Here is a 5,159-nt window from a genome sequence, read left to right on the forward strand (position 1 = left end):
TACTCGCTATTTTGCGTTTACGTTTTTAACATATGGTAATAGTATTTATTCCACTAATTTTAAATATCGGTAATTATCAGCTATTTATCGGTATTTTACAAGTTTTATTTTGTATCATTAGTAGTGTCTACGTTAGCAATAAAAGGATTAGAATCTAGCAGAGCTGTCGTAGTTGCAAGAATTACCTGTAACTGATAATCATTGCACTGATTTAAGAGCCGAAGAATCTGATCATATGTAGAATTATTTTTATTCTGATTTGGATAAACGTAGTCATCAGCAGAAATATTTAAAGTCTGCATGGTTTTACAAAATAATTCCAGACTGGGACCGCCTTTATGGCGTTCGAGGTCTCCAAGATAAGCCGCCGATATTCCGAGTTTTTCAGCAAGAGCTTCTTGTGTTAAATGCATTTCCATACGCCCTTGTTTTACTAAAGTGGCAAATAATGTTTTTGGAATATCCATGTTTATATACCTCCATAAACTTAGTGTATTACCCCAAATTTGAAAAGTGAAAAGGGTGTAACATAAGAAAAAATACAGGGTATTACCCAATGAATGAGAAAGCATACAAATATCTTTCGGTTAAAAAAAACAGATTCCGAAAGAGCAGTATTTGTATGCTTATTTTCTTTTCCGGAATCTAACCGGAGAAAATATGGTTCTTAGCAAGAGTTCAGCTAAAAAATTCTGTTCAACAGAAGGTATTCAATTAAAAAAATCTCAACAATTTCATTAGTAAATGTTGGAATTGAAACTAGGGTAAGAGCCAATAATGAATCCAGGGTAATAAAATATCGAATTAAATGCGTCCATAGGAGTGAAATCTGTCAGGGCGTTTTTTGTTACCTAAATATTGAGAATGAGCAATTCAAAATAAGGGCGATTGTTCGTATTCGTGCCCCGCCTACTGATCTGAATTCAAAAAAATTCAGATCGGAGGAAAGGACATGGAAGGCAGACAGCCAAAAAGAAGAAAAGATAAATACAACCCATATGAAATCTATGAGAAGGACGGAAAATATTATGTTTCATTTTATAATGGTGAAAAAGAGTACAAGGATTTGGAAATAGGAAAGAATGTATATGAAGCTTTTAATACGTTTGAATTGCAGGATGTGTCGCATATGAATGTTGTGGACAGGCATTTGGAACAGTCAGAAATCTGGGATTCCAGTTTATATGAACGGGTATTTCAGAAAGAGGAAGGTGTAGAGGATACTGTTCTGAATAAACTGGAAGCGGAACGTTTACATAGTGCAATTCAGCAGTTGTCGGAAATTCAGAGAAGACGATTGATGAAGTATTATTTTGAAGATAAGAATTATGAGCAGATTGCACAGGAAGAAGGCTGCTCTTTTCAGATGGTAGCAAAGTCTGTAAAAGCAGCAATCAGAAATTTGAAAAAGATTTTGAGATAGTGGGTTGAAAAATAGCGTTTAAGTGAGGAAACAGGTGGAAAGAGAAATATTTTGATCCACCTGTTTCTTCTTTTGTCACGAAAAGACTGGGGAGCGGGAAGAACCTTGACAAATTCATATACATTCATCAGGCACAATCCTGTTGTTATCGTGATGAGCGTAAGCCACATTAACAAATACGCCATAACACAGGCTGGGTAAAGACAGCGAAATCCCAACCGTAGACTTCCTTTTGGTTTCAGTTTGTATTACCCGGACTGTTGAGCGAAAAATATCTGGTTATAACTGTCAGATTGCTTCTGGCAGGGCGATGACAGACAACAGGCATAATGATACTCCTGTCCGGTCATAAAGTCGTGTATACAAAATATTTCTTTGATGCCGCAACAAGTGAGGGCAGCTTCAGGAGATCCCTGGAGAGGAAAACTCCCAATCCCATATATTTATTTTAGATAAAATCCTGTGGAGCTGATTAGCAGTCAGCCGTCTGATGATTTCCCAATTACAAGTCGGGGCGTCGGGGACAAATAGGCTTGTATTTTACATATTTAGGGATAACAACAGTTAGAAAGACGAGAGGAGATATAGCAAAGATGGAAGATAGGAACGTCAAGCGTGGGGATATTTATCACGCCGACCTTGATCCTGTATTTGGAAGTGAGCAGGGCGGTTATCGTCCGGTGCTGGTGATTCAGAATAATATAGGAAATCAATACAGTCCGACAGTGATCGTGGCAGCAATTACAAGTAAAGAAAAAATGAAACTGCCGACACACATTGCAGTCCCGGAAATGGAAGGTTTGGAAAAGGATTCTGTAGTGCTGTTGGAGCAGCTTAGAACTTTAGATAAAAGACGGTTGGAAAATTATGTGTGTACCTTAGATCGTACTGAAATGGAGAAAATCAATAAAGCAATCCGAAGAAGTACCGGGATACCGAAGATAATTGAAAAACCGTTAGTCGTAAGCTTGTGCAGAGTATGTGCAGGCAATTTTTATGAGGTGCCGGGACATTATATCCGGCGGGTGAATCCAGAACAGCGATATAAGGATACTTGTATGTTTTGCAATATCAGAAAAGGATATGACTATTATATAGGAAAGAAGCGAGTGTGAGGGTAGTATATGGAGCAAGAAAAGGTACTTTTAAATGTAGAAGAAACAGCAGCTTACTTGAATCTTGGGATGACGAAAACTAGAGAATTGATGAGAGAAAATGAAAAAATATTTGTTGTCAGAATTGGCAATCGTAATTATGCACATAAGCTCTTACTCGATAAATGGCTGTTAGCACAGGTCAGAAAGTAAGTCAAGAATGCGAAACAAAAATTCGCATGTTTGTTTTGCACGTTTATGAATGGTAATTTGAAGGAGCAACAGATAAGAAGTTTTTCAGGAGGAAACAATTATGGCAAAAGCATTACCAAGAGGAGTTAGAGAGAAGAACGGTTCATATGAAGCAAGAGCGGTTGTAAACGGAATTAGAATCAATTTATATGGAACAGATCTAAACGAACTGATGGAAGAATTTGAAAAGGCAAAAGAAAATGCCAGGGATACATTGGATTATAGAAAAACAAGAATCACATTGAATGAGTGGTTTGAAGAATGGTTTTCAGAGGTAAAGCAACACCGGGTGAAAGAAACGAGTATTGCACCGATGAAAAATAATTTCAAAAGAACATTTGGTTTTTATATCGGGTCAATGAAGCTGAAAGATATTAAACCGTTGGATGTTCAGAGAGCATTAAATGCAATGGAACAGAATCATGTATCGCACAGTGCAATGCGAGAAGCATTGGGGCGTTTAAGAGAATGCTTAGATTTTGCATTAGGAAACCAATTGATTAAAGTAAATCCATGTTTGATTGTAGAAGTACCATGGACATTTAAACAATCAAAAGAAGAAATTGCATTAACCCAGGAAGAACAGGACAATTTCCTGAGTGAGATGGAGGATAGCTGGTATAAAGAAATGTTCTATTTCATGTGTCTGACAGGTGTCCGAGTTGGAGAACTTGGTGGAATGAAATGGAGCGATATAGATTTAAAAAAGAAAGTAGTTCACGTCAGACGTTCCTTGAGTTGTAGTTATTATAATGGAGAAAAGAGAATGATGCTTGTAACTCCTAAAACGGTAAATTCAATCAGAGAGATTCCGTTTTTAGGAGAAATGGAAGAAATATTAAAAGCTCAGAAGAAAAAACAGAATAAGCTAAAAGAGGAACTGGGCAGTCGCTGGAGAAGTACGGATGATTTAAAAGATTTGGTATTTACAACAGGTATGGGAAGTCCCTGCGTCAGATATGTTGTAGAGAAAGAAATAAAAAAGGCTTTAAAGAGAATGAGAGAAAAAGAAGGAGTTCTGGCAGTACAAGAAAATAGAGAACCCAGAGAGATCAGGGACTTCCACCCACATAGTTTACGACATACGTTTGCTACAAGATGCTTTGAAAAGAAAATGGAACCGAAGGTTGTCCAGAGGTTGATGGGACATTCGAGTATCAGCATCACATTAAACATTTATACACATGTCTTGGATAATATAATGGAAGAAGAAATTAAGAAATTTGGAGTGGCGAAGACACAGACACCGGAAGAATATTATAATGAAGAAATTCGAAGGGCTAGAATTTCGGCTATGAGTCACTGCTGATTATAAAGTTGGGGTACGAAAATACTCCCCAACTTTATAAAAAGGATTCCCCAAATAAGAAAAAATGAAATTGAAATCAAGCAACAAATGCTCAGAATCATTCCCCAACTTAAAAAATTGGGGAACACCGAAAATCGTTAATTAGCCGGAAAGACCAATTTCTTGAAAATACTGATAAATACATAGCTGTATTATATATAAGTAGCAATACAGGCAGGAATATAATTTCAAAATTCACAAATCAGGCTGGAATGTAAGCCAAAAGTCGCAAATCAGATGAACGCATAATCGAACAGTTCACAAAAGAATTTAACGAAAATGGGATTGCTTTGCAATCTCATTTTTGTTATGAGCAAGTAGCAAAGCGGATTGCGAATGTCCTTTTTTTAGACTTCCGAAGACCATTATTTCCGTTTTCCGCACGAGCTTTCCGGTGGGCAGGTACAGCGTCTTGGTATTGCAAGTGCCCTTGTTATCGGACCAAAGCTGATCGTCTGTGATGAACCGGTATCTGCACTTGACGTATCCATTCAGGCACAGATCCTGAATATGCTGATGCAGCTTCAGAAGGAACTGGGACTCAGCCTTTTATTTATTTCACACGATATCGGTGTTATCCGTTTTATCTCAGATCGTATTGGGGTTATGTATCTGGGAACACTGGTAGAAGAAACCGATACCGAAGAATTGTTTGCAAATCCACTCCATCCGTACACGAAAGGACTTTTTGCTTCTGTGCCGGATCCGTATATTGAGCGGGACGGATTTTCAGAGCTTTCCGGAGAACAGCCGGTCAGAACCGAAGATTTTAAGGGTTGTGCGTTCTCCACACGCTGTCCGAATGCGACAGAAAAATGCAGACAGGAAGCACCGGTTTTCAGAGAGGTGAAGGCGGGGCATAAAGTAGCTTGTCATATGGTAGAAGAATAGAGGTATGTAAGAAAACACCGCAGGAAATGGGGGAATCCTGCGGTGTTTTTGTGTGGAAGGGGACGAAAGGCAGGGGAGGTTGTGAGACCGACCGGACGAAAAGAATTGTCATAAATTCCATTACGCAAACCATTCCGATGAACCCCTTGGG

At 38.3% G+C, this 5,159-nt stretch carries 6 protein-coding genes; 5 read left to right on the forward strand and 1 reads right to left on the reverse strand.

The window, feature by feature from the left end:
• Positions 1 to 104: 104 nt before the first annotated feature.
• Entirely contained in the window at positions 105 to 467 is a 363-nt protein-coding gene (locus tag PG840_RS14810; protein WP_195484227.1) for a helix-turn-helix domain-containing protein, read from the reverse strand.
• A 485-nt stretch (positions 468 to 952) separates the two neighbouring features.
• Here PG840_RS14810 and PG840_RS14815 point away from each other — a divergent pair, with 485 nt between their 5' ends.
• From PG840_RS14815 to PG840_RS14835, 5 genes are all read left to right on the forward strand, one after another.
• Entirely contained in the window at positions 953 to 1,423 is a 471-nt protein-coding gene (locus tag PG840_RS14815) for an RNA polymerase sigma factor (protein ID WP_195484226.1), read from the forward strand.
• A 593-nt stretch (positions 1,424 to 2,016) separates the two neighbouring features.
• Positions 2,017 to 2,538: a type II toxin-antitoxin system PemK/MazF family toxin gene (locus PG840_RS14820; RefSeq protein WP_195484225.1), complete on the forward strand. Its 522-nt coding sequence runs from the start codon at positions 2,017 to 2,019 to the stop codon at positions 2,536 to 2,538.
• A 9-nt stretch (positions 2,539 to 2,547) separates the two neighbouring features.
• The gene (locus tag PG840_RS14825) at positions 2,548 to 2,730 is read left to right on the forward strand and encodes an excisionase (protein WP_028088126.1); all 183 of its coding nucleotides are present in this window, start codon (positions 2,548 to 2,550) and stop codon (positions 2,728 to 2,730) included.
• Positions 2,731 to 2,830: 100 nt separating this feature from the next.
• Positions 2,831 to 4,078 carry a tyrosine-type recombinase/integrase gene (locus PG840_RS14830; RefSeq protein WP_195484224.1) on the forward strand — a complete coding sequence of 416 codons (1,248 nt, stop codon included), beginning with the start codon at positions 2,831 to 2,833 and terminating at the stop codon, positions 4,076 to 4,078.
• A gap of 549 nt (positions 4,079 to 4,627) precedes the next feature.
• Positions 4,628 to 5,008, forward strand: coding sequence for an oligopeptide/dipeptide ABC transporter ATP-binding protein (locus PG840_RS14835; RefSeq protein WP_243014318.1), 381 nt, complete (start codon positions 4,628 to 4,630; stop codon positions 5,006 to 5,008).
• The last annotated feature ends 151 nt before the right edge of the window (positions 5,009 to 5,159 follow it).

This window comes from Coprococcus sp. AM97-35 (genome assembly GCF_027697525.1).
Taxonomy (GTDB): domain Bacteria; phylum Bacillota; class Clostridia; order Lachnospirales; family Lachnospiraceae; genus Allocoprococcus; species Allocoprococcus comes.

Coding starts and splice junctions, on each gene's coding strand:
- PG840_RS14810 (WP_195484227.1), bottom strand. CDS start 467: ATGGATATTCCAAAAACATTATTTGCCACTTTAGTAAAACAAGGGCGT.
- PG840_RS14815 (WP_195484226.1), top strand. CDS start 953: ATGGAAGGCAGACAGCCAAAAAGAAGAAAAGATAAATACAACCCATAT.
- PG840_RS14820 (WP_195484225.1), top strand. CDS start 2,017: ATGGAAGATAGGAACGTCAAGCGTGGGGATATTTATCACGCCGACCTT.
- PG840_RS14825 (WP_028088126.1), top strand. CDS start 2,548: ATGGAGCAAGAAAAGGTACTTTTAAATGTAGAAGAAACAGCAGCTTAC.
- PG840_RS14830 (WP_195484224.1), top strand. CDS start 2,831: ATGGCAAAAGCATTACCAAGAGGAGTTAGAGAGAAGAACGGTTCATAT.
- PG840_RS14835 (WP_243014318.1), top strand. CDS start 4,628: ATGCTGATGCAGCTTCAGAAGGAACTGGGACTCAGCCTTTTATTTATT.